This window comes from Chryseobacterium indologenes, from assembly GCF_018362995.1.
GTDB lineage: Bacteria > Bacteroidota > Bacteroidia > Flavobacteriales > Weeksellaceae > Chryseobacterium > Chryseobacterium indologenes_G.
The window spans coordinates 1,878,838-1,902,590 of sequence record NZ_CP074372.1; the positions used below are offsets into that span (position 1 = coordinate 1,878,838).

At 36.7% G+C, this 23,753-nt stretch carries 16 protein-coding genes; 4 read left to right on the top strand and 12 right to left on the bottom strand.

Going from position 1 to position 23,753, the window contains the following annotated elements; genetic code table 11:
• Positions 1–10 precede the first annotated feature (10 nt).
• Positions 11–1,015, bottom strand: a complete 1,005-nt coding sequence (locus DYR29_RS08440) for a hypothetical protein (RefSeq protein WP_213280117.1) — start codon at positions 1,013–1,015, stop codon at positions 11–13.
• A gap of 436 nt (positions 1,016–1,451) precedes the next feature.
• On the opposite strand from DYR29_RS08440, the gene mnmE reads away from it, so the two are divergent.
• Positions 1,452–2,837 carry a tRNA uridine-5-carboxymethylaminomethyl(34) synthesis GTPase MnmE gene (mnmE, locus tag DYR29_RS08445; RefSeq protein WP_213280118.1) on the top strand — a complete coding sequence of 462 codons (1,386 nt, stop codon included), beginning with the start codon at positions 1,452–1,454 and terminating at the stop codon, positions 2,835–2,837.
• 553 nt (positions 2,838–3,390) lie between these two features.
• Positions 3,391–5,430, top strand: coding sequence for a M13 family metallopeptidase (locus DYR29_RS08450; protein ID WP_213280119.1), 2,040 nt, complete (start codon positions 3,391–3,393; stop codon positions 5,428–5,430).
• A 72-nt stretch (positions 5,431–5,502) separates the two neighbouring features.
• Here DYR29_RS08450 and DYR29_RS08455 read toward each other — a convergent pair whose 3' ends face one another.
• The 8 genes from DYR29_RS08455 to DYR29_RS08490 all read right to left on the bottom strand — a co-directional run bounded on the left by DYR29_RS08455 (position 5,503) and on the right by DYR29_RS08490 (position 13,200).
• Positions 5,503–6,168, bottom strand: a complete 666-nt coding sequence (locus tag DYR29_RS08455; protein WP_213280120.1) for a hypothetical protein — start codon at positions 6,166–6,168, stop codon at positions 5,503–5,505.
• On the bottom strand, positions 6,150–6,914 hold the full coding sequence (locus DYR29_RS08460; protein ID WP_213280121.1) for a hypothetical protein: 765 nt from the start codon (positions 6,912–6,914) through the stop codon (positions 6,150–6,152). Before DYR29_RS08460 ends, DYR29_RS08455 begins: the two co-directional genes overlap by 19 nt.
• Positions 6,915–7,039: 125 nt before the next feature.
• Positions 7,040–7,714: a hypothetical protein gene (locus DYR29_RS08465; protein ID WP_213280122.1), complete on the bottom strand. Its 675-nt coding sequence runs from the start codon at positions 7,712–7,714 to the stop codon at positions 7,040–7,042.
• A 309-nt stretch (positions 7,715–8,023) separates the two neighbouring features.
• Positions 8,024–9,601 carry a Na+/H+ antiporter gene (locus tag DYR29_RS08470; RefSeq protein ID WP_213280123.1) on the bottom strand — a complete coding sequence of 526 codons (1,578 nt, stop codon included), beginning with the start codon at positions 9,599–9,601 and terminating at the stop codon, positions 8,024–8,026.
• A 270-nt stretch (positions 9,602–9,871) separates the two neighbouring features.
• Positions 9,872–10,819: a terpene synthase family protein gene (locus DYR29_RS08475; protein ID WP_213280124.1), complete on the bottom strand. Its 948-nt coding sequence runs from the start codon at positions 10,817–10,819 to the stop codon at positions 9,872–9,874.
• Positions 10,820–11,170: 351 nt separating this feature from the next.
• A complete protein-coding gene (locus DYR29_RS08480; protein WP_213280125.1) occupies positions 11,171–11,563 on the bottom strand; it encodes a Rid family hydrolase in 393 nt (130 codons plus the stop codon).
• A gap of 140 nt (positions 11,564–11,703) precedes the next feature.
• Positions 11,704–12,288: a Crp/Fnr family transcriptional regulator gene (locus DYR29_RS08485; protein ID WP_213280126.1), complete on the bottom strand. Its 585-nt coding sequence runs from the start codon at positions 12,286–12,288 to the stop codon at positions 11,704–11,706.
• A gap of 213 nt (positions 12,289–12,501) precedes the next feature.
• On the bottom strand, positions 12,502–13,200 hold the full coding sequence (locus DYR29_RS08490; RefSeq protein ID WP_213280127.1) for a DUF1826 domain-containing protein: 699 nt from the start codon (positions 13,198–13,200) through the stop codon (positions 12,502–12,504).
• Positions 13,201–13,385: 185 nt separating this feature from the next.
• Here DYR29_RS08490 and DYR29_RS08495 point away from each other — a divergent pair, with 185 nt between their 5' ends.
• Positions 13,386–14,204: a helix-turn-helix domain-containing protein gene (locus DYR29_RS08495; protein WP_213280128.1), complete on the top strand. Its 819-nt coding sequence runs from the start codon at positions 13,386–13,388 to the stop codon at positions 14,202–14,204.
• A 2-nt stretch (positions 14,205–14,206) separates the two neighbouring features.
• On the opposite strand, the gene DYR29_RS08500 is transcribed toward DYR29_RS08495, so the two are convergent.
• The 3 genes from DYR29_RS08500 to DYR29_RS08510 form a co-directional block, all read right to left on the bottom strand.
• Positions 14,207–14,650 carry a YybH family protein gene (locus DYR29_RS08500; RefSeq protein ID WP_213280129.1) on the bottom strand — a complete coding sequence of 148 codons (444 nt, stop codon included), beginning with the start codon at positions 14,648–14,650 and terminating at the stop codon, positions 14,207–14,209.
• Between the two features lie 159 nt (positions 14,651–14,809).
• Positions 14,810–16,675, bottom strand: a complete 1,866-nt coding sequence (locus DYR29_RS08505) for a T9SS type A sorting domain-containing protein (protein WP_213280130.1) — start codon at positions 16,673–16,675, stop codon at positions 14,810–14,812.
• Positions 16,676–16,746: 71 nt separating this feature from the next.
• The gene (locus tag DYR29_RS08510; RefSeq protein ID WP_213280131.1) at positions 16,747–21,636 is read right to left on the bottom strand and encodes a PKD domain-containing protein; all 4,890 of its coding nucleotides are present in this window, start codon (positions 21,634–21,636) and stop codon (positions 16,747–16,749) included.
• Positions 21,637–22,113: 477 nt separating this feature from the next.
• Here DYR29_RS08510 and glsA point away from each other — a divergent pair, with 477 nt between their 5' ends.
• Positions 22,114–23,127, top strand: coding sequence for a glutaminase A (glsA, locus tag DYR29_RS08515; protein ID WP_142718735.1), 1,014 nt, complete (start codon positions 22,114–22,116; stop codon positions 23,125–23,127).
• Positions 23,128–23,753 lie beyond the last annotated feature (626 nt).

Sequence of the window (23,753 nt, forward strand, 5' to 3'; positions counted from 1 at the left end):
ATCGGTTAGATTAATCATTACAGCTTCTTTCTACACATTTCCATTCCGTACCGTTGTAAAGCTTTACACATTTGTCCTGGATATCATATAAAAGCATTCCTTCTTTCGGATCGGCAATGGCATCACCAGGCTGTGGAGTCTGACTTACATGCTGAACTCTCGTCATAACAAAACCTTTGTTTTTTGATTCCATCGCTAAGAATCCATTAGGGATATTTTCTGGCCAGGCATTGTTTTTCTCCTGTATTGTAATTCCGAATTTGGTAAAACCATCGGGTGTACCTGAAATTCCTGGTTTTGTACAAAATCCATCGATCTCATCAATAATGACAGGAGCATTTCCACAACTTGACTTATCTTCAGACAATCCTTCAGGCCAGAGAGAAGGACACATTGCTTTTGTTGCATTGGGACCACAGAAGCTTGAATTTCCCATCCCTAATCCTGTAACAGATCCCATAGCAATGGTTACAATCTGGCTGTCATCACTGATAATGGAAGCTCCCCCACCCCCACTTACGTCTGCCTTTGCAATACAGTAAGCTTTTCCGGTAGGAATTCCAATATATTCAACAGAAGGATACGTTGTAGACTGCTGGGTAAATGTTCCGCAAATCTCTACCACACTGCTTGTTCCCATTTCAATCACAGAAGTTGTTCCTGGGTAAAATCCGCCAAAAGAAGGGTCTTCCTGAATAGCCGATCCCACCAATGATAAAAATGATTTGGTTCCCAGTTTGATTTTTGAATTTTTCTGAGATCCGAAAGTTCCTACTTTCACCGTTCCTGTAGATTTAACACTGGCTCCATTACCGATTTCCAGCACTCCATCCACCTGAATACTGTTAGATTGAAGCTGCCCGGATTGAATGATAAGGGTTGCCCCATTCGGGATACTGATATTCGTACTTACACTGATATTGCCGTTAAGACAATAGGTATTTCCACTAGTCATCGCCTGTCCTGTATACGGAATACACTGAGCATGGGCTATAGTGCTGAAAACAAGCGTCATTAAAAAAATGACTTTTTCATTAATTTTTAAAAAAAATAATTTATTAATGTACATTTATAATATTTTAACAGATTATTGTTGTTTAATTGGAAAATATTTAAATTTTCAACATCATCGACGCACTAAGAAACAATTAACATACCAAACAGGTGTTTAATTTTTTATTATCTGATAAAACTTTACCATAATCATTATTTAATAATCTTAATAAAGCATTAATAAAATACTACGCTACAACACACAACGATCTTAAAAACGGTTAACAATTCGGAGATGATTTAAAAGATTAATTACTCTTTTTCTGGTCTAATTAGATCATGTTTAATAAAAGAATCCTCCACTTTTATTTACAGCATCTTTAATCTGAATACAACAATAGATAATCTGAATAACAGACCTCAGCGAAAATTCACATTAAAAAACGTAAATTTGCAGCATGAATAACGATACGATATGTGCACTGGCTACTGCCAATGGAATAGGTGCTTTAGGCATCATCCGGGTTTCTGGAAATGAAGCTTTATCTGTAGTTCAGAAAAGTTTTCCGGGGAAAAATCTGGAAAAACAGAAATCCCATACCATTCATTACGGTTATTTTATGGATGAGGAGGAAGCAATTGATGAAGTGATGCTTTCCATCTTTCTGGCACCGAAAAGTTTCACCACTGAAAATTCTGTGGAGATTGCTTTTCACGGCTCCCCGCATATCGGAAAACGTATTCTTGAAACGCTGATCAAAAACGGAGCGAGAATGGCAAAAGCAGGAGAATTTACCCTCCGCGCCTTTATCAACGGAAGAATTGACCTTTCCCAAGCGGAAGCAATTGCTGATGTGATTGCCTCTGAAAATGAAGCTTCCAGAAAGGTAGCCATAAATCAATTGAAAGGAGGAATTACGAATGAAATCTCTCTATTAAGAACGGATCTTCTGAATTTTGTTTCCCTGATCGAGTTGGAGCTGGATTTTGCTGAAGAAGATGTAGAATTTGCAGACCGAACGGCTCTGAACGGATTATTAGATAAAATTGAATTAAAATTAAATTCTCTTATTGAAAGTTTCCAATATGGAAATGCCATTAAAAACGGGACAGCCGTTGCTATCATCGGAAAACCAAATGCCGGGAAGTCTACGCTGCTGAACTCTCTTTTGAAAGAAGAAAGAGCGATTGTAAGCAATATTGCGGGAACCACCAGAGATACCATTGAGGAAATTCTTCATATTAAAGGCCACGCCTTCCGACTGATTGACACGGCAGGACTTCGCGAAACAGTGGATGAAATTGAAGCAATTGGGGTAAAAAAAGCAAAAGAAAAGGTAGAAAATGCCAATATCCTTGTGTATCTGGCCGATGCTGCCACTGAAGATTTTTCTGAGGATATTGAAATGATTCAGTCGCTCCTGAGAGAAGATCTGAAATTAATCATCTGCGCAACAAAAATTGATGAAGTGATTCCTACCAAATACGAAACGGTAGAAAACATCTTCAGAAATGCCATCTCCCACGAGTTTGATTTCATTAAAATATCAGCTGTCGAAAATCAAAATATCCAGGATCTGAAAAATGAGCTTTCATCTTATGTTGAGCATTTAAAATCTGAAGAAAACAACGTTGTAATAACCAATCAACGTCACTTTGAAGCACTACGAAAGTCTCTGGATGCTGTTCATAAAGTAAAAGAAGCCATTGTTTTCCAGATTTCTACAGAATTGCTTGCTTATGAACTTAGAAATGCCCTGGAACATCTTGGAGAAATTTCCGGAGAGGTTACGAATGATGAGGTACTGGGGAATATTTTTTCTAAGTTTTGTATCGGAAAGTAATGAGACAAAAGAACAAGAACAAAAACAACACAAATATCTAGAAATCAAAGCATACATAAAATCATGTTTTTGATTCAGTCTTAATGAATTTGGGGTATTTTGATATTATTTACCCCTTATTTACCTCTACAGCTATTAATATCTTATTTTTTATAATCCGGGAGAGACTATGTCGCTTAAGGTACTTTAATGCACCTTATTGTATTTAAATGTACTTAATTGTACTTTCATTTGTTTTGCTCAGTATATCGCGGAGCCTTTATTTCCCGAACCTGTTTAATAAAATTCCCTTTTCCTATTAAAGCCTTTGGGCCTGTCTTATATTTTTCAAAAAAACCAAAAAAAAAGAAAATTTCATTAGCATTAAGAGATAAAATGCAGCTATTTTCCATTCCGTTTTCATTTAAAAGGTCCCCGGGTCTTTTCTTAATTACACTTTTGGGGCAAAACAGTGAAACAGTATATCATCAAATAGTAAAAAAAATATACTATGATGAAATTTCTCACTATCTTAAACCGTTTAACTAAGTGTTTGAACATTATATTTATTAGAATGAAAAATCATACATTAACAACACTTTTAATCATTACAACGATACTATTTTCTTGTAAAGGTGAAAAAAAGCCGGATATTCATTCGGTCTTCAGTAGTTCAGGTTTTGATAATGGCAACATTGATTCTACTAAAAATCCATGTATTGATTTTGATGGCTTTGCTAATGGTAACTGGAAGAAGAAAAACCCTCTTCCTGCTACTGAAAGCAGATGGGGTGCTTTTGAAATTCTTGACCGGGACAACAAAGTGAAACTAAAAAATATTGTAGATAGCATAAGTAAATTACCTCATCTCAAATCAGGTTCAGAATCTCAACAGATAGCTGATTTTTACAGATCTTATATGGATACTACAACCATAGAAAAACTGGGACTTTTACCGCTTGATAAGTATTTTGAGCGAATTGACCATATTAAAGATTATACTGATTGGGTAAACTTCTCCGGGGAACTTCAAAAGCTTGGCATACCAACATTTATCAGTTATAAGGTAGAAGCCGATGCTCATAACAATCAAATGAACATTCTTTCCTTAGGGCAAGGCGGACTAACTTTGGGTGATAAAAGCTATTATGCACTAAAAGAATCTAAAAATGTCAACTTAAAAGACAGACTGATCCGGCACATCGACATTATGTACAAAAACGCTGGCCTTAAAGACGTCTCTCCTGGTTCCAAAATTTACGAACTGGAGCAGAACGTAGCCAGTCTGCAGCTATCTAGTCTGATGTTACGCGATCAGATAAAAACCTATAATAAGTTGTCTGTCACTGAACTCAGCCGCATAGCACCACTATTTAATTGGAACGGTTTTTTAAAAGCGCAGGGAATTAATACCCAGACTGTCATTATTGAAGACCGGGCTTATATGAGCAATTTAACATCTCTCCTGTATAAAACACCATTAACTGTATTGAAATTATATACCCGATGGCAGCTTTTATCCCATTTTGCCCCTTACCTGCCACAGAAATACAGCAATCCTCACTTTGTTTTTTTCGGAACAGTAATGGCTGGAAAAAAAGAACAAAAAAGCCGCGTAGACATGGCTATCCAAGAGTTAGAACAAGCATTGGGTATGCCTTTAGGTAAGCTTTTTGTTCAAAGATATTTCCCTGAACAAGATAAACAAAAGATAAGTGAAATGATTGAAAATGTGCGCTGGGTTTATCATCAGCGTATAGACAGCTTACGCTGGATGAGTAATAGCACCAAAGCGTCGGCACACAAAAAATTAAACACAATGACTTTCAAGATCGGATATCCGGAAAAATGGCCCAACTATTTTGGTATCTCCATACAACCATTACGTTTGATAGACAATGTTATTGCTGTTGCAGTTTTTCATCATAATGAAAACATCAGGAAAATTGATAAGCCCGTAGATAAAAGTGAATGGCATTCAACACCGCAGACCGTTGATGCCTTTTACGATCAATATACTAACAGTGCTTGTTTCCCTGCCGGTATCCTGCAGCCACCTTTTTACAATCATAAAGCAGATGATGCTATAAATTATGGTGCCATAATCGCGGCGATAGGGCACGAAATAACCCATGCTTTCGATGACAGAGGTTCGAAATTCGATGCATCGGGTAATTTAAATAACTGGTGGACATCAAAAGACAGGCATAATTTTGAAAAACTCACAAAAGAATACATTGAATATTTTAATCAGATAGAGGCCCAGCCGGGATTACACATTAACGGACAGCTCACTATAAGTGAAAATATAGCAGATCTTGGTGGACTTACTCTGGCCTATCATGCGCTTGAAAAAAGTTATGATAAAAAAAAGCAGCCTACAGCTATTAACGGTTTCACCTGGCAGCAGCGTTTCTTTTTAGGGTGGGCACAAATGTGGCATGGCAACATCAGTACTGAAGCGCTACGTAATGAGCTATTAACCAACCCGCATGTCCCTTTCAGATTTAGAATAAATGGCCCTCTGAAAGAATTAAAGGAATTTAGACAAGCATGGAACTGCAACAAAACAGATTCAGCCAATTTGAATATTAAAAGTATAGAAATTTGGTAAACTTATAATTTACCAACGAAGATTTAAACTTTTTTAGCCATCATTTCATATTTATGGTCATGGATCTATTTCTTAATATAATTCTTTATCGGAAAATTTAAAATCCTGTATTTTGGGCAAAGGCCTTATTAAAAGTCTTTTTTTCCTGACTTTTAATGCTTTGTCTGAACCTGATATTTCATCCGTTTCGGTTCTGATACCGGTTACCAGATCAAATTTAGTTTCTGTAAATATTGTTTTTTCATCAATATAGCCTCTAGTTGCGTTATTGGTGAACTTAGTGACATAAATTAATTCAAAATTGCCATTGTTATATTTGAAGTCGTATGTAATATTCCCGCCTTTAATTTCACTCCACATTTTTAAGATCCCTTTTTCAATAAAGAAATCCGGAATTTGATATCCATTAAATTTCCCTTGGTTTTCAACCGGATATTGGGGTTCGATGATCTTGGTTGAAGATACGGCCAATGCTAATTTCCCATTCGGTTGAGACAAGAAAATTTGTAATCTTAATGATCTTGTTTCGTCCAATGTATCCATTTCCACAGTTATTCTATCCATCTTACCATCGTCATTTAAGTCTCCATGTTCTTCTCTGACCTTGTACGTATAGTGCTCTTTAACACTACTGTTTTGAGCCAATAAGTTCAGTGGAACCGAAAGTAAAATAAATACAAAAATGATTACTGAATTTTTTAAAGATAAAACCATCTGCATCAAAAATATTTTTTCCAAAATTTATATCCTACTGAATAGATACCCAGCTCTTCCATCTTCTTAATATAAGACATTTCAAACATCATCAATCTGATTTCTGTTGCGTCTACCGATATGGATATTTTATTTCCCTGTGAATCAAAAGAGATCTCCTCTTCCTGATGATCGTCTTTAAAAAGATAATAGTAGAAAGATTCATTTTTCCAGTACGAAGCATTTGGGTCATCGTCATCAACAGCAATTTTCTTGCAGTTTTTACTGAGGTAGTCTTTGATTTTACTATAGTCAGCAGAAGTTTTTGAGGTCTTTTCTACTTTAAGATACATTAATTTGCCTTTCCTGTCTTCTACCATATCCATTTTTGGGAAAGTTACTGTATTCAAAACAGCTATCTTGTCTTTTTCCGGATCGTAGGCGACTGTTTTGTATCCATAGCCAAATATTTCGGTTGGTTTCTTATTTCTTAGCATCCAGTCATTGGTTGATTCTAAAGAAAGCTCTGTAGGAAATCTCCCATCCGTTTTAAAATAACCTAAAGTATCTTTTACAAAAAAAGCATTATTTAAAAGATTAAGAGCTTCTTTTTTATCCAGACTTTTAGGGTCTTTCGAAATAATCTCGTTGGTCTTTTTGATCTTATTGCTGTAAAATTTCGAGACATCAAAATCATTGGATATTTTTGCCAGATCAACAATTTTGTTATCCTGTGAATGACAAAATGACAGGAGAAATAATACGAAAAGCATGTAAATTTTATTTTGCATAGATCATTTGTTTTTATTTTTTTAATACTTATAATTGAATAAGGAGTTTTTCATTAATGATATTGTAACTGATAAAGTAGTCGTCAAGCACTAAAGTTTTCTGTCATCAATCAACTTATCCAGGATCACCTGCAATACAAAAGATCACCGGAACTCATCTTACCTATAACCTGGTTGGCATATTCATTTTTTATAATAAAAAGGAAAACTCTTACCTGAGATTTATTTTTTCCGTTATCAATACCCTTATTTGCCTGCTCAGCTTCAATGTTCATTGTATTGCTTCCATCGTCAGCAACTACACAATATTTAATCATCCGGTCTTTTAAACGCCAGGTATAAATATCATAAGGTTTAATAAAAGTCTCTTTGCTAATTTTTGACTTCCCATATTTTTGATCTAAAAACTCTATAAATTTTTTAGTCTCTTTTAAAGAAATATCTCCTGCAACCGCATTAAAAACCATCATCTTGCCATTAAGAGTGGTTGCGAAATTAATGGCATTAAAATCAAAATCGTCAAATCTCGCCAGAACATCTTCATGAGAAAAAATTTCCTGTCTGTATTCAATCCGTATTGGTTTTTCGCTTCCGATAAACTCTCCGTCAAAAATAGTATCAACGCCTATAACCTCAGACTTTATTTGATAATAGTTGTCATATGTTTTGTACTTATCTTTATCTGAAAAATATGTTGATGTCTTGTTATTAAAGTTGAAATCCTGCAATTCTATGGCTTTTTCCTTTTTACAACTGGTCAGAAAGAGTAAACAGATTACAACAAATATGATTTTTTCCATTGATATTATTGGCTAAAGTTTATTGCTAATGAAGTCACCTCTAATATATAAAATTTATATTTGTCTCATTCTTAATAAAATAAGGCAACAATGTACCTGAGTATAAATATTTGGTGCATTTAAGTATATCATTACCTTAAAAAATTAATTTCGATATTGTTGTCGAAAAAATTCAGCACAACCAAATGATACAGTTTATCTGAAAACTATCCCAAACAAGGGAATGGAGAAAAATAAAAAAGAGTTCGTTTCACGAGCTGTGAAACGGACTCTTTTTTATCCAAAACTGAAATTACGATCTAAACAGTATCAGCCTTTCATATTCAGTCTTTCCTCCTGCAAATCCAATATTCTCAGGTGTTTTCTGATGATATTTTCATCCAGTAGCAGTTCTTCTCGATTTTTGTTAATAAGCCAGCTTCTTTGAGTGTCGAGAATGTCAATATAAATACGTCTGTATTCATCATAGTTTAGAATAATTTCAGAACTGTTCAACAGATTTTCATATTTCTGTAACTGATCTTTCAACGCCGGAAAACTATCTATTTTATCAGCATAGTCGCTGCTGATTTTATCAATCGCTACTTTTGCCAGACTGTTCTGAATGTCGTAATCTATCTCTTTCGCACTTCTTACGAAATCCCGGTCTACCGGAGGAAATTTATTAAGCAAAAAAGGAAGGGTAAGCCCTTGTAAAAGCAGCGTTACCAGAATCACAATGAATGTAATGAAGAGGATCATATTTCTTTGTGGGAACGGAGACCCATCATCTAAAGTCAAAGGTATGGAAAGCGCCGCTGCCAAAGAAACTACCCCTCTCATTCCGGTCCAACCAATAATTAATGGCGTCTGCCATCCAGGTGACTGCGGATCGGCAACGGTGATAAAATTTCTCATAATTAAAGTCGTCACCAGTGCTCCGTAACCTGCTAAAATCCTGACAATAATAAGCACTGCCGTGACTGCAATTCCGTAACCGATGGCTGTATAAATATCTGTGTCACCTAAGCCTGAAACAATTTCCGGCAAATCTAAACCAATAAGCATAAACACTATTCCATTTAAGAGAAAACAAAAACTTTCCCAAACTGTTACTGTGCGTATTCTCGATGCACTGCTTAAGAAATCATGACTTCGATAGGAAAGAAATAGTCCGCCTGTTACTACTGCCAGAACTCCGGAAGCATGAACCTGTTCTGCCATCAGATACATGGAAAACGGTGCAATGAAGGTCAGCAGAATATCTATATTTGAATCGGTCGGCAACATTTTGTGCAATTTCAGAAAGACATATGCAATCGCCAATCCGATTCCCAAGCCTCCGAAGCACATCCATACAAAGCTTCCGGCTGCTTCATGCCACACAAACTGTCCGGTGGCAGCAGCAATCATCGCAAACCTGAAAATAATCAGAGAAGAGGCATCATTCAGCAAACTTTCACCCTCCAATATAGAGGCCAGCCTTTTCGGAACTTTTACAAACTTTAAGATTGCTCCGGCGCTCACTGCATCCGGCGGCGAAACAATACCTCCCAGCAAAAAACCAAGAGCCAGAGAAAACCCGGGAATAAAATAATTGGCGAAAACAGCCACTGAAAGCGCTGTAAAGAAAACAACGATGAAAGCAAAGCTGAAAATAATCCTGCGCCATCGCCATAGCTCTTTCCATGAAGTTGACCATGCCGCTTCATACAGTAAAGGAGGTAAAAAAATGACAAATAGTAATTCGGGTTCTACTTTAATAGCTGGCACACCTGGAATAAAACTTATCAGAAGTCCTGCTAACACCAGTAGAACAGGATATGCAACTTTAATTTTATTGGCCAGCATGATAAGCATGGTAATTAAGAAAACCAGGAAAAGATAAAATTCAAAGTCTTTAAGCATATGAAAATTTTAGATACTTAAATATATATTAAATTCTTAAAAACTTTACTCTTTTACACAAATTTACATCATTAGAAATTATGACTTTCCATATTCATACATCATTAGTATTAATTCTGTTTCAATTTCTCTGTAATCGCAAAAGTAGTGTCTGTTATATTATTGAGGGTTTACAATTGCTACCATCTCGTTTCTGTCATTTCAGGAGACCATTATTTGGAATATTTTAATTAAAAAACATGAAACTCCTATCAACTTTTCAGTCTGTAATTAAAGTATTGACCGTCCTTTAGATAAATTTTCGTCTGCCTCAGATTCTTTTAAGTAGCGGATTTTCCTATTTTCATTACAATATCTGATGGAACCAGATTGAATATACCTAAAATAACGAACTTCAACAGGATACTGTACTTCCAACCGGTTGAACTCCTCTTCCAGATCAGCTGAGTATTGATAGAATAAAGAGATAACTCTATCGATCGCTATCTGCTCATCACAATTTTCAATTCTTTGAATAATTTTTACCGCATGGGCATAATCTTTAATTTCCTTCTTTTTAGCCTTATACGAGTACAAATCAAGAAGTAAGCCTATTGTATAACCTGATATTTTAAAAGCTTTTTCAAATGAACCACTATAATATGATGGCGCAGGCAGATCATCATGAAGATACCACAATAAAGAAAACATTACGGGCATTGCAACATCATAAGCTCTGCAATCAAGATATTCTTCAAGAGAAGGCTCCAACTTTTGCACTTCGATAGTACGCTGCATCAGAACATTATCCAGATATTTCACAGATTCAATTTTGAAAATATCTTTTGCATCCTTTGTCCAGCCATTTTCTGAACAAAAGTTTACAATTGGGTAAAATAACTTATCAACATCCGGGTGATCATTCAACGCTGTTTTAAACCCTTCAATGGTCTTAACAATATGATCCAGGTCTACGGAATTGTCAAAGAACTGGTCGTCTATTAAAGCCCACATGCTGTAATACCTACTGATAGATTTAAGCTTTTCTATACCCCCAAAAGGAAAAATGTAGGCTGTATATTGGGCTCCCACTGCAATATAGTCACCATACAACGCAGTGTTTTCATTCATTACATTGAAAGCACGTGTCTTAATAAAGGCTTTCATATCCTCTACCAGCACATCTATTTCAGCATGTACCCTAGTTGGAAGATTTGATTCAAATAATGGTATATTCATTGGTCTAAGTTTTAATGGTTATTTTTTTTTAATATTTGTATCATTCTTGAATAAGATCTTGCTTACCATCAAGTCTTCTCACTTAACCCATATCACACTGAATATAAATACAATACATTTTATAAATTTCTTTAAATTTAAATATTTCCAACAAGTACTTCATAATATTTATGATCAAAAGTAAGTGGTAGTATTAAGAAGTCGGGATGGGAAACCAATATTTTCTTTCCTCCTTTGAAATAGAGAGAAGTATAAAACAAAAAAGACCTAGATTTCATTATCTAAGCCTAATATTTTAAATGCATTGAATCACTTAATCAATGATGATTTTTGGAAAATTCAATAGTAAACTTATACCGTTGCCATAATTTTAATTTCGACAAGCTGTCCTGGTAATGCGAGTCCGCTTACTCCCACCATTGTGCTGGCTACGGTTTTAGGATTATTATAAAATTCTGTTTTGAAATTTTTTCTTGCCTCAAATGCAGTCGCCATATCCATTGCATAAATCACTTCTTCTACTACGTTCTCCATCGTCATATCATATCTTGACAATAATTCTTTGATATTCGCATAGGTTTGCTTCATCTGCGCTTCCATTCCTTCTGGCAATTCGCCTTTATCATTGTGACCCAATTGACCGGAAATCCATACGGTATTCCCTTTTTTTACCGCTTGTGCGTATCCGTAGATATCTTCCCAAGGCATTCCAAAGCCTTCTGCTGTTTTATTTTCCTGTGACATTTTTTTATATTTTAAATTAATAAGGCAAATGTAGAACAGAAAGAAATCTTAGAAATTTAACTGGTTTAATAAAAAACGCTTGCGACAAAAAAATGCCGAATATTTTCATACCCAACATCTATAATTTTAAATGTATTGATTTATTTCTGTTTATTCGCCAGACGTTTCCTGATGGTACTTACAAACTCTTTTGAAACGCCAAGATAGGATGCAATATAATACTGCGCCACACGCTGCGGAATCGTAGGATAAACTCTGATAAATTCCAGATAACGGTCTGTCGCAGGCTGAGAAATAGTATTAACCAATCGGTTTTGAAGCGTCACCACATACCGCTGCATCATCAGTCGGAAAGCTCTTTCAAACTTTGGAACTTTTTGTAATAGCTCTTCCTTCGTTTCCGGATTCAACATATAAATTTCTGTATCTTCCAAAGTTTCGATAAAAATCTTCGAGGGCGTTTTATTGTTAAACGAATCAATATCGGTAATCCACCAATCTTCAACGGCGAACAGAAGTGTTACTTCAAAACCGTTCTCATCAAGATAATAAGTTCGCACACAACCCTCTTTGATAAAACCCTCGAACTGGCAAATTTCTCCTTCACGCAAAAGATGTGTTTTCTTTGGAAACTTCTGAAGCGTCAGCAAATCCTCATAAATTTTTTCCTCTTCAGGGGTTAAGTTCACGAACCGCGAAATGTTTTTAATGATATTTTGAAACATAAATTTATTTTACGGCTGCAAATTAGGAAAAAGTCTGTAAACATCGGCCTTCAGAAGTCCATTTCTCCGACCGTAATAGTCATTTACTCTCGTATTTTTTGGGTTCACAAAAACTTTATTTTCATTTTCAGATTCTTTATCCGAATTATCATTGGAAGATTATTTACCCATCGGAGTAAAAGCATCCTGCTTACTGTTTCAGAATGTAATTTATCAGCAAATCAACAGCAACCGATATTCACCATCATTTTCCACAGGAGCTCTATGAACACATGGCAATGCCTGCTGCTCCGGATGATCTACAGCAATTCTCCATAGATGGCCAACTCCTAAATTCACGGGTTCTGCATTAGGTTTAGGCTGATAGTGAAGATCAAAGAAATATTCTTTGAGGAAGTCTTCAAATTCTTCTTCCGGACCATCGTGTAATTTTTTCAGCTGTTCCCGGATCTCTGGAATCAAAATTTTCTGTTCTACCTGATCATTGGGAATGATATCACTTGCTGTTCCATGATAGGTACATAAAAAAGTATCTGTTCCGATAGGTGAACGGTCTACATGATATGAATATACATCTGTTGAAATGAAACCAAGTTCTTCATCCCTTTCATAACATTTAAGCAAATTAAGAACCGGAGATGCTCCGAAGTCAGTTAATAATTGTAAATCATTTAAGATTATTTTTCTTGCCTTATCTCCTTCTTCTGATAATTGCAATGCTAAAAGGTCTTGAGCGGACACTACAGTGATATCGTCTTTCAACTGAAGTTGAGAAATGATTTCTTTAAAATTCCCAGCTAAATTCCGATACCAGCAAATTGCATTCATCATTCCTTGAAAATTGGTATTGACAAGTTCTGAGAAAGAAGATACTAGACCTATTTGCTGATTGTCAGAAAATATATTGCTCATGTTTTGAAATAAACAGTTTAATTCTCTGCAAAAATACGGAATAGGTTGTTCAAATCGTCATTACAAAAATCAGATGTACTTTTAATATGGGAGTTTTATTTAATACTCTTCTTTTCTCTTCATATGATATTTATTCCTAACTTCGAAGAAACTATCCCTCAACGAATTAACACCCTCCAAAAGCTATGCAAATTTCACCTTCCGCCAGCTTAGCCCCTTATATAAAGAGTTATACCGTTGTGACCATCGACAATGATCTCAGGGATGAAGTGTTTTATCCCAGTGGATATGTAGATCTGATCATCAATATTTCCGGTGGTACCGCAGCAACTATTATCAATGGAAAAAGAAAGGATACTCCGGATATAGAGCTTCTGGGCCACCTAACTCTTCCCACCCGGCTTACCGTTGCACAGGGAACTTCTGTATTGATAGCGCGGATCTATCCATATGCCGCTACTTTGTTCTTTTCGGATCCTTTGTCAGAGTTCACGAACTATGCTACTGATATGTATGATGTGGCAAAAGGTGAAAACAGAGATTTGTATGACCGCATCATGCAGGCTGATAGTCTTCATACAAAAATCAATGTTTTGGAAACCTATTTTCTTCAACAGCTGAAAAAAAATGAAAAACGAATAAAGAAAGCCACAATCCTTCAGGAACTTAGCCAGCAGTTTTTGATGAATCATCACCCATTGGATCTTTCTGCTTTGGCAAAGGATTCAGGATTATCGGAAAGATATATTCAAAAGCTTTACCTGATGAATATGGGCATCAGTCCTTCTGCTTTTGCGGCTGTCATGAGATTTAACAAAAGCCTTCAAATGGTTCTCAACACTCCGGAATCACTTACAAATATAGCTTATGACTGCGGGTATTACGATCAGGCCCATTTTATCAAAGAGTTTAAAAAATTTACAGGCATTACCCCTTCTGCATCCAGGCATTCACTGATCAAAAATGATGTAGACCTTCAACAGGCCGTCAATATTGGTTTTTGATTCTATTTTGCAGGATGATTACTGCTGAACATATCACGGTGCATCTTCCAGCCTTCTTTTGTATTTTTCCAGATCACGATTACTTTTCCATCGTCCACTTTTTTGCCTTCTAAATCTTTCATTTCGTAATAACTTTCTTCAGTAACCGATGTTTTACCATCTCCGTACAGGTTTTGAATCGTAAATTTAACATGCACCTTAGGACCTCCCTTAAAGAAATTGAATATCTGCTCTCTTCCGCAAACCGGTGCCGCATTGGGAGGAAACAGACAGGCATCATCTGTGTACCTTGTTAGAATTGATCCGTCATTTTTGTTTGCCAGATCAGCGTAGATTGCGTTACTGGCTTCAATAGTCTTTCTTACCGTTTTCATAAGATCTTTAGTCTGAGCATTACCCCAGGAAGTAAGCATTAATAACAAGCTTAGAATAAGTAACTTTTTCATTTTAATTTTTTATACAAAGCAACTACTTCCTGCGGGCAAAAAATTGTAAAATAACGAACAAGTTTATTTTTTAAACTCAAAAGCATCTATAAAAAAACAGCATTCTCTTTTGGAGAACACTGTTTTATATGTAAGGTTATTAATTTTCAGTTTTGTTTTTTACTTCTTCAATATCTTTTCTGTTACTGTAGAAGATTTTGTTTTAAGTTTAATATAATACACTCCTGTCTGAAGAGAAGATAATACTATTTGCTCCTGCATCAAATTCAAAGTTCCCTGTTTTACCAGTTGTCCTGCAGCACCAAAGATTTCATAGGAAACCAAAGGTTCTTTGCTTCTGATCGTAAGTACATCCTGAACAGGATTCGGATATAATTGTATTCCTGCCTGAACGGCTGTTTCTTCTACCGACATCTGACTGCATGCCGATTTAGCATATTTTGTAAAAAATGATTGAGATTTTCCTCCTGCTACATTGACAGCCATTGTATTGACATTATCATTGGAATCTGTAAATAATTGGTCATGGAAAAAACCTCCCACAATATAGTTGCCATCTTTATCTGCAGCAACTGCCGTAAATTCATCTATCACATTGAAATTACTGTGGATTTCTCCCGCTCCCAAAACAGCTCCTGTATCTTTGTTGAGCCTAACCAATAAAGGATCTGATCTATCCCCATCAGGTCGTGTCATGGTATAACTGCCCCAGATATCAGACCAGCTTCCTTTGGCAAAAGCGACTTCGTTTCCATTGATAGCAAGGGTTCCCTTGGTAAAACGATATCCAAACTGAAGACCGGACATTCCCTCAGGCGTTCTTGCCCACTGTACCGAGCCAGCAGCGTTAAGCTTCATAACAAACGGAACAGCTTCAACATAACTTCTTAAAGGAAAAGTATAAGTTCCAAAAGTGGCAGGCACTGTTATTCCGTTAAAATAACGCCCTGAAATGTAGATATCTGAAGTCGCAGGGTCTTTTATGATGGAATGAATTTCATCATCTGTACTTGTAGAGCCATTATTAAGTTCTTTTCTCCATACCTCCGCTCCCGTAGTTCCGTCAAAAGCCAATAAATAAGCAGCTTTCGTAAAGGGTACATTATTATAGGAAAGATCAAGCAGCGTACTAAACCCTGCATCCATTCTTTTCCCCGCAAGATAATAACGGTTCAGGCTTTCATCGTATACCAGGTTTACTTTCCCTTCTCTTCCTACTGCATATATTGCATCTCCTGTGATAGGAAGAAGTACAGGTGCTGCAGGTGTCATATTACCATTATCATAATTGAACTTAACTGCATAATACTGATAGGCTGAAGTAAATGTTGAAGGTACTGTAATCAAGCCATTCAGATGAGTTCCCGCCCGGAATCCCATAACAGCATGGATATTTTTGGAAGAATCCATATACATCATCTGGACATCACACATACGGGAGGAATAGTTAACATCTCCCTGCAAAGGCTTGCTCCATGCCAATGTACCATCTGAAGTATTATATTTCAACAGAAAAGCTGCTTTATGGGCAGGATCTATCGTTTGATCATAATGAGTATACAGAGGTAATGTATGGGTGTCATCAAAATGTACCGGAACGGCAGTAGGATCTCCTATATATGAATTATTATAAATGGTAGCCATTATATATAACCCTCCGTTATTATCCACTTTAATATGCCAGGCATTTTCTCCGTCTCCCGAACCTCCTATTGGTCTGGACCATCTTATATTCCCCTCACAATCGGCAGAAAAAAGAAAAAGGTCACTAAGCCCATAATTGTTTACAGAGGTTCCATTCAGGTTTTGTCCCTGCTCACGCATCGTTGCAAGATAATAGGTATTGTTGTTGTTATCCACTACAATATCCCTTATGGATTCATCAAATACATAATGAAACCCGGGATCAGCCGAGCCTGTTATTCCTCCGGCCTGTTTTCCCCATTGCCATTGATAAGTCTGGCTAAAAGATAATGCCGGCAGTATCAGAAGCAGTCCCCACAGTTTGTTTTTTAATTGTATCATAAAAATTCTTTTAGTTTTCACATACTATAAAAAAACAGTGCTCTCCGAAGAGAACACTGCTTTATAAGCTACTAATTTTTAATTAGTTTTCCTTGTAATGAAGTGTCTCCCGTTTGTACAATGACAATGTAAACACCTTGCAGCCAGCTGTTAACTTCTACGTCTACCTCTCCGGAAGCCGCTTTCAGTTCTTTACGGAATTTGACATTGCCCATGGCATCAAAAACTGTAATCTGTTTGGCAAGTAATTTTTCACTGCCCGTATGATACGAGATTTTCACTTTTTCCTTCGCAGGATTTGGTATCATTTTCAGAGAAGAAACTGAAGCCGCAATTACGCTTCTTCCTGCACTTCTCATACCCATCCAGTCCGGATCTGTTGCTTTGGTAGTGAACTTACATGTTTCATTTGAGAATAAGATCTCATCTGTACCCTGGAAGTTTGAGTTTGGATAGAATGCCAACGGATTAGCGTTCATATCATACACTCCTCCTGCCGGAATAGTGATGATAGACGGAATATAGCTTCCATATCCATTAAGACTCGAAACAGTAAGGCTTATCGGCTGGCTTCCCATATTCTGGATAATACCAGTCACTTGATAATGATCTCCAACCCACTTCATGGCTTTGATATTTGTCTCAAGCTTACAATCTGATTCAAATCCACATTCTTTACCAGGATAGTAATTCATCGTTCCGGAAGTAAATACACATCCTAAATGAGAGATCTGTAGCTGATAGGTTCCCGGAGCACCAATATACAACGGATTAATGAAAACATTGTTTCCGCTTTGAATACTGTTTCCGAACAGCTGCCACTCATGATGGTCAAAGATTCCTTTCGGTCCTAAAATATATCTGTCTCTAAGACATTCATCATAACATCCTGTAGGGAATACCCACATCAGACTCTCAAGACTTAATGGAACTTCTGTGTAGTTACTTACTTTACATCCGCTTGGCGCAGTATAAATAACCTGATAAGCACCCCCTTCATTTACTGTAATAGACTGACCCGTCATTCCATTACTCCAATTGTAATCTCCTGCAGATGGTCCTGATGCTGTTAACTTAATTTTATAAGGCTGACAGCTCACCAGACTATAGGTTACCGTAACCGGTGATGGTGGAGGACTTACCGTAACAGTAAAGTTTTTAGAACTTGTACATCCTGATGCACCCGGAGTTCTTACTTCCAGAGTATAAACATAGGTACCTGCAGGTAATGATCCTGTATCGAAAATAATCGGATATGGACCAGGACTCCATGGAGCTGATACCAATCCTCCGTTTTTCTTCCACTGGTATTCCAGTGTTGTATCCGTTACAAGGCCGCTAAGGGTTGTAGAAGATCCTTCGCAGATGTTGGCTTTTCCGGATATATTAACATATGGAGGATTTTTAAGGGTCACAGGTATTGCTTTCGTACTCATGATACTTGTTCTACATCCATCTGAAGATACCAGCACCGGCCAGTAGCTTCCTGATTGAGTTGGAGTGAAAACCGGAGAGTCTGGTGCTCCAGCCACAGGCTGAGAACCATTCATCCAGATGTAATGACTTGGAGATCCAAGAGTACTTGTAAATAAGATATTAGGAGCACTTCCTATACAGGCAACAAGAGCCGGTGGCGCCATATTACCATCAAGAGTAGCTTCTTTCACACTAATATTAATGACAGCAGAAGTGTATTCACATCCATTAGGAGTTTTAATTTTCAGCTGTATTGTTTTTGTTCCGGCCGTATTATACGTTATGGTAGCATTCGGTCCTCCGGTTACATATGATGTTCCATCAAAGATCCAGGTATAAGTATTTCCGGGAATATATGATATAGGAGAGAATGTAATCGCCTCACGCACACATATCCATGCCGGAACCAGGAAGTTGGTGCTAGGAACCGGAGCCAATGTAATAGTCTGCGTGGTAGTACACGTTGGTTTTCCAGGTGCAGACATTGTCATTGTAAAGGTATAAGTACCTGGCGCCAGATTGTTATAAGTAGCCGTCTGTCCTGTTTGATTTGGCTGACCCGGGCTGGAGAATGTGTAAGTAATAGATGCCGGATTGATTTCAAATATAGTTGATGTATTGAAAAGAGTTACATTATAGCCTCCTCCATTACATACTGTACTTACATTGAATTTAGGTTCGTAGTTCTTTCTTACTTCTACCCCTTTGCTGTACCAGCACGAACCGTATCTTAAACGTACAAAAACAATATGTGCAGCAGGAAGATTCGTCTGATATACCGGTGTAGCTGTTCCCTGTCCTGAAGACAAAGTAAGTACACTATCTGATAGCCACTGAATCTCGTCAGGAGTTCCAATGTAAGATAAACCGGTAACAGAAATTGTATTACAATCTGACCACTGTGGAACAAAACTGATCTGAGGATCTGTTGTACAGCCTGCACTGCTCGGACATAACTGAGTGACATTAACATTCTGAGAAAAAACCACACAGTTATTAATATCTACCGCACGTACTTTATATGTTCCAAAAGCCCCTGCACCCGATATGGTATATGAGTTTGTATTAGCACCTGGTATAAGTGAATTATTTTTATACCATTGCCATGAACTAATATTCGTAAGCCCTGTAGAGCTGTTCGCCGTAAGAGTATAAGGCGTCATTGTTGTCGGGTCACAAACAGTAACATTATATACCGGAGAAATGGTAATAATAGTTTCTGGGTAAATGGTAAAGTTTGCACTTGCTGTTGGGTTATAACTACATCCGTTAGTTCCTGTATATGTTACAGTAACCACCTGAGAAATATTACCTCCTGTATTATTCGAGATATACCCATTATTTGGGAAGCTATAATTTCCTGACGGGTTGAAAGCTGTAGTATAAGTTGTTCCGTTAGCAAATGTGAAAGTAACATTTGTAGCCGAAGTAATTGTTCCCTGATTTACCGTGAAAGAAAGGTTTGAGCCTAAACAAACTCCGCCTACACTTGTAAAGTTGACTACCGGAAGCGGTATTAAAGATAACGGTATGCTGATAATTTTTGTTACCCCGCATTTTACAATTCTCAGATTCAGAGTTGTACTGCTCGTAGAAGAGATCTCATTGAAGTTTACAGTAATATTAGCTGTACCCTGCCCTCCTATCACACTTCCGAAGTTGGAACTTCCAAATGTCCATTCCATAAATTCAGGAACAATTCCGTTCAGATTAGCACTGAAAGTCTGAGTACTACTCGGACAGAAAGGTCCTGGATTAGGATTAATCGTAATGGAGTTAAGATCTAAAGGCGCTACATTGAACGTAGTTGGAGCCGAAAGACATCCTGCGCTGCTGATTGATTTATTCTGTGCAGACACCGTATATGATGAAGCTCCGGCGTTAAAGATCACCGTTATAGAAGAACCTGCATTACTTCCCTGAATTGTTCCGTTGGTAACACTCCAAACCGGAACCATTCCAGGATCAACAGGACTGATCGTATATACATAAGGTCTTCCGGAACATACTCTTGTCTCTCCGGAAATAGTACCCGTAGGGGCCTGCGGAATTGGTAACACCTTTATGATTCTTGCATTACTTTCACACCCTCCACCTTGTTTAGTAGCAGTAATAGTATAAGTACCAGCTGCTGTAAAAGTGTAGCTAAATGGCCCTGTAGTTACTCCAGATGTAAAAGAAGATCCGCCTGTGGTAACTTTCCAGGTAACAGGTACGTTAGGGTTAGTCGTAAACACCTGACTTGTTCCTGCACAGATCTCATCCGCACCACCACTTACTTCTACCGGAGCTTCCACTACGATATCAATAGAAGCCTGACCTTCACATGGTAATAAGGTATTGTGATAATTGGCTACAAGGTGATAAGTACCAGGCTGAGTAGCAGAGAAAATAGCTTCGTTTCTCTGTTGAGTATAATACAACTGTCCTCCTGCAGGCCCGCTTACGTTCCATTGAACGCTGGTTGTAGGCCATTGAGGAATTGAATACGTATATTGTTTACCTGCACATACTACCGCCTGTCCTTTTACTTTTGCATTCGCTAAAACTACAGGAATTTTGATAGTAGTCCACTCAGGACAAGCACATTCAGATAAGTACATTACATACCCGAAACCATCAAGCGGATCTACCTGATCCCACTTCACTTCGATTTCGCTTCCGTAATTATTTACAATAGATCCTCCAATGACTTTCCATTGTCCTTTATTACATCCGTCCTGTGCGCTGTATTTTTCAATACTGCCTTCACATACTACAGATGCACAGTTGATCTGTACAGGATCTGATTTCAATACCTTGATTTCCTTTTTGTAGGTATTCTTACAGCCGCACTTATTGGTTACAGTCAGGCGGACAGTAAAAGTACCGGGAGTAGTATACACATGAGAAGGTTCAAAAGCTGTGGAAGTAGAGGTTACTCCATCTCCAAACTCCCAGAAATAATTGATAATATCCGATCCACCGTTTTGTTCGGAAAGGTTATCAAAATACACCGTCGTATTTTTACATACGGTATAATCCAGGTTTAACAATTCAAATTTAGCAATCGGTCTGTTGATTTTCTCAATACATATGGTCTGGGTTTCAACAGTTCCGTCATTGTAGGTAATTACAGCCTGTAAAGAGCCATTACCTGCAGCTCCCCAGGTCACATACGCTGCCGTATTTCCTGGTCCTGAAGGCGTTAAAGTTCCTCCTGAAATAGTCCATTGTACATTAGAGACGTTCGTTCCCTGAACAAGATATTTGACAGGATCTATTGATTTCTCACAGACACGTAAACATTGAGAAGAGTTGATGTAGGAAACAGCGACTCCGTTATCAGGAATCTGGTCTTCTTTTTCGCCACGGAATTCCTGGCATCCAACCTGTTCAGTCCATGTAATTCGAGCTTGTGCTTGTAGTACCCAAGGTACCAAAAGCCAACATAGTAGCAGCCATCTAAAGATGTGCTCCCTACCAAAATAGGTGTTGTTTTTCATAGTTATTAAAAAAAAGTTATTAATTTTTTGTCAAATTAATAAAAATAATAATACAAAAATCATTTAATAGTGAAAAAATAGCATTATTTCACTATTGAATTCCAAACCATATAGACAAATTCATGATTATATGTTATTTCACAGACCTATTAGTTATATTAAAAAAAACACATCCTCTCTCATTCTCTGAGGTTTCATAAGACTTTTAACAAAAAAAAATCCATAATTTATAGCATATCAACAACAAAATTAACAACCAAAAACGCAAATTGTTTATATTTTTCTAAATAAATCAATTTTATATTAAAATTAATCACATTTAAAACTATTAAAAGAGAATTTGATTTTTAGATTAAATTCTTCACTGGTGGCACAAACATTACCGGGTATAATAAATGGGCATTGCTGACAAGATCAAAATACTTTATCTTTGTTTTTCGAGGCTTATCATAAACATTTTATTTGAAGATCTTCCCTATGAAAAACAACAGCTTTTTATTTTCTGCAAAAGGAATTTGCACTGCAGCTTTTCTTTCCTTAAACACAATAATTTACGCTCAGAAAACTGCAGATATTTCAACAATTTCAGAAAAAACGCTCAATACCATTCTGGAAAAAAACAGGGCTTATTATACACAAGGTAAAGTGGCAGATTATATTCCCGAACTGGGAAAAATGGACGCTAAAGCAATCGCCTTTTCAGTAGTGGATAAAAACGGAAAGGTATTCAACACTGGTGATGTGAGTAAAAAATTTACAATGCAGAGTATTTCCAAGATCATATCATTAATGGTAGCCGTCAACGAAAAGGGTGAAGCCCATATTTTTGATAAGATGGGATATTTCGGTTCCGATAAACCTTTCAACCATTTTTCAAATCTTGAAACCACAGGCAAACCGCTCAATCCTATGATGAATGCAGGAGCCATCCTTACTACTTCGTTAATTTCAGGAGAAGGCGAGAAACCTTTCCTTAAGATTCTGGATATGGTAAGATATATCACCAAAAATCAAGCAATTGAGTATAACAAATCTGTTTACGAATCTGAAAAAGCAACCGGACACCGTAACCGGGGGATGTTCTACATAATGAAAAACAGCGGACTGATTTCCGGAAATGAAGACCAGCTGGATAATTATTTCAAGCAATGCTCTATTGAGCTTACCGCTGAAGATCTTGCAAAAATCGGTTATTTCTTTGCTAACCAATGTGTAAGATTTGACGGGGATGCTACTTATAAGAATGCAGACATGGCAAAACTGGTAGAGTCACAAATGCTGACTGCCGGAATGTATGAATTCAGTGGTGAATATTCCAGAACCGTAGGTCTTCCAAGCAAATCCGGTGTCGGAGGCGGAATTACCGTAAGTGTTCCGGGAAAAATGGGAATTGGCGTATTCAGTCCATCTTTGGATCAGCATGGCAATTCGCTGGCAGGATATCACATGATTTTAGATCTTGCAAAACAATACGGATTAAGTATATTTTAAATTGTAAAAGCTCGTTCATTTACAGATCGCTCACCGGGATAATAAAAATTATATGAGCCGGCACCCTTTAAGGGGGCATATTTATCAGAAAATCTTAATGGTAACCTAATTAAAAAACAGTAAGTATATCAGATACTTACTGTTTTTTTTATGAATTTCGGAAAGATATATTAATTATTCTTAAAATTATCTATCTCTTTATTTATCAAAAAGATAGAGAAAGTTCATAAATAATTCAAATTAAATCACAATATATTGATTAATTTTATTTAAATTCGCTTTGCCGTTTTATCAGATTGATAAAGGCAATTTTTACATTTCGGAACCTTATTCATTCTATATTATCTTTTTGTAATATATGCAAAAACAAATCTCTTGTTTTTGAAATATTTTATTTTTTATTCCTATATTTGCTTAACATTTCTTTAACTATAACTATTTATAATTAAAGTTGAGAAGATTGTACCGGCATGTTTCTAAGAATAAATAAACAATAAATATATTTTAATAACATATGAACAATTGATATTTATACATTAATAAATAATTATCAAATTGTATTTATGACTAAAGAATATGTACGTTTTTATTATTTTTATTCACTCATAACAGAAAAACACCATCAA

Coding starts and splice junctions, on each gene's coding strand:
- glsA (WP_142718735.1), top strand. CDS start 22,114: ATGAAAAACAACAGCTTTTTATTTTCTGCAAAAGGAATTTGCACTGCA.
- DYR29_RS08450 (WP_213280119.1), top strand. CDS start 3,391: ATGAAAAATCATACATTAACAACACTTTTAATCATTACAACGATACTA.
- DYR29_RS08505 (WP_213280130.1), bottom strand. CDS start 16,675: ATGATACAATTAAAAAACAAACTGTGGGGACTGCTTCTGATACTGCCG.
- DYR29_RS08485 (WP_213280126.1), bottom strand. CDS start 12,288: ATGTTTCAAAATATCATTAAAAACATTTCGCGGTTCGTGAACTTAACC.
- DYR29_RS08480 (WP_213280125.1), bottom strand. CDS start 11,563: ATGTCACAGGAAAATAAAACAGCAGAAGGCTTTGGAATGCCTTGGGAA.
- mnmE (WP_213280118.1), top strand. CDS start 1,452: ATGAATAACGATACGATATGTGCACTGGCTACTGCCAATGGAATAGGT.
- DYR29_RS08495 (WP_213280128.1), top strand. CDS start 13,386: ATGCAAATTTCACCTTCCGCCAGCTTAGCCCCTTATATAAAGAGTTAT.
- DYR29_RS08460 (WP_213280121.1), bottom strand. CDS start 6,914: ATGCAAAATAAAATTTACATGCTTTTCGTATTATTTCTCCTGTCATTT.
- DYR29_RS08475 (WP_213280124.1), bottom strand. CDS start 10,819: ATGAATATACCATTATTTGAATCAAATCTTCCAACTAGGGTACATGCT.
- DYR29_RS08440 (WP_213280117.1), bottom strand. CDS start 1,015: ATGACGCTTGTTTTCAGCACTATAGCCCATGCTCAGTGTATTCCGTAT.
- DYR29_RS08500 (WP_213280129.1), bottom strand. CDS start 14,650: ATGAAAAAGTTACTTATTCTAAGCTTGTTATTAATGCTTACTTCCTGG.
- DYR29_RS08510 (WP_213280131.1), bottom strand. CDS start 21,636: ATGAAAAACAACACCTATTTTGGTAGGGAGCACATCTTTAGATGGCTG.
- DYR29_RS08490 (WP_213280127.1), bottom strand. CDS start 13,200: ATGAGCAATATATTTTCTGACAATCAGCAAATAGGTCTAGTATCTTCT.
- DYR29_RS08470 (WP_213280123.1), bottom strand. CDS start 9,601: ATGCTTAAAGACTTTGAATTTTATCTTTTCCTGGTTTTCTTAATTACC.
- DYR29_RS08465 (WP_213280122.1), bottom strand. CDS start 7,714: ATGGAAAAAATCATATTTGTTGTAATCTGTTTACTCTTTCTGACCAGT.